Origin of the sequence: Methanoregula sp. (assembly GCF_002835825.1) — an archaeon.
Lineage (GTDB): Archaea > Halobacteriota > Methanomicrobia > Methanomicrobiales > Methanospirillaceae > Methanoregula.
In genome coordinates this window covers 1-1,055 of record NZ_PIZH01000750.1, presented here as the reverse complement: position 1 = coordinate 1,055, position 1,055 = coordinate 1, and the positions used below count along the sequence as shown (strand labels likewise).

Below are 1,055 nucleotides of genomic sequence, written 5' to 3'. Positions count from 1 at the left end.
CGGTACACGAAGGGGAATCGTGACAAGAGAGAACAGATTGCGGAAAAAAATGCAAAGGATCTTGCCGCGTTCCGGTCGTTCGGGTACTAAAGGATGGTCTCAAAGGCGCTGGTGCTGAAAGAGCCCGGGCCGGGCTGGCGGCGGTTCATTGTCCTTCCGGATTCGCTGGAAGAACTGCCGGAATCTCAGGAAGGAGGTGCGTGATCATGCCGGAGAGCAGCGGAACCGGGCCGGCGATTCCGGGATCAACGAAAACCGCAGGAAACCTCTCACGAACCTCCAGGGAACTGAATCATGTACCGGACAGCATCCGGGCCCGGAAAGTCGAAGCCGAAGTCATGACCCTGCTCCATGCCCGGGGATACCTGGTGAGCAGGGTATCCACCTCTTCCGGACCCCGGCTGATAGCAGCTATCCGGGGAAATTCTGTCCTCTTTGTCATGGGTATCCGGTCCCGGCATGGGATCACGGGAGCCCAGCATGTCGGGGAGAAGTACCCGGTTGAGGTCGCCCTGCTCCGGTGGGCTGCGCTGGGCGATACGTTCACGAAGCAGCTCTGGATATGGGTCGCCCACGAAGGCTGGAGGATGTTCGAGATCCTTCCGGGCGGCACGGTGGAGGTGCGGAATGGCTGATGGGACAGAGAAGCTCCAGGCAGGAGCCTCCCTTTTTACCGGCCCTGATCAGGTTGTTGAAGTCCGGGCTATCACCGGACGGGGAATCCACTCCGGTTATTTCAGGGATCCGGAAACACTCGTCCGGCAGGTTACGGTGCTTGACACGGATCCGGAGGTGCAGGGAATTTACGTAACCCTGAACGAGGTGAACCCGGCGCTCCTTGCCCGGAGGAAGAACCGGATTGCGAAATGCGGGCCCAGGGACGCAACCACGTCAGATGCGGACATTCTCCGGCGCCGCTGGTTTCCGGTCGATATCGATCCGGTCCGGCCGAGCGGAGTCTCTTCAACAGAAGAAGAGCATGAACAGGCGCTCGCAATGGCGGAAACGATCGCCGGGTGGATGACCGGGCTGGGATTCCCGGAACCAGTAACAGG

1 protein-coding gene and 1 pseudogene are annotated in these 1,055 nt (G+C 60.2%); both read left to right on the top strand.

Annotation, left to right across the window (positions count from 1 at the left end; all coding sequences use genetic code 11):
- Positions 1-206: 206 nt before the first annotated feature.
- Positions 207-635 (top strand): hypothetical protein, encoded by a 429-nt coding sequence (locus CW742_RS14915; RefSeq protein WP_292421755.1) that lies wholly within the window; start codon positions 207-209, stop codon positions 633-635.
- Positions 628-1,055: pseudogene (locus CW742_RS14910) on the top strand (hypothetical protein); the annotation flags it as partial. The gene CW742_RS14915 and the pseudogene CW742_RS14910, both read left to right, overlap by 8 nt.

Excerpts from the sequence above, each read along its gene's own strand:
- CW742_RS14915 (WP_292421755.1), top strand. The coding sequence starts at position 207 with ATGCCGGAGAGCAGCGGAACCGGGCCGGCGATTCCGGGATCAACGAAA.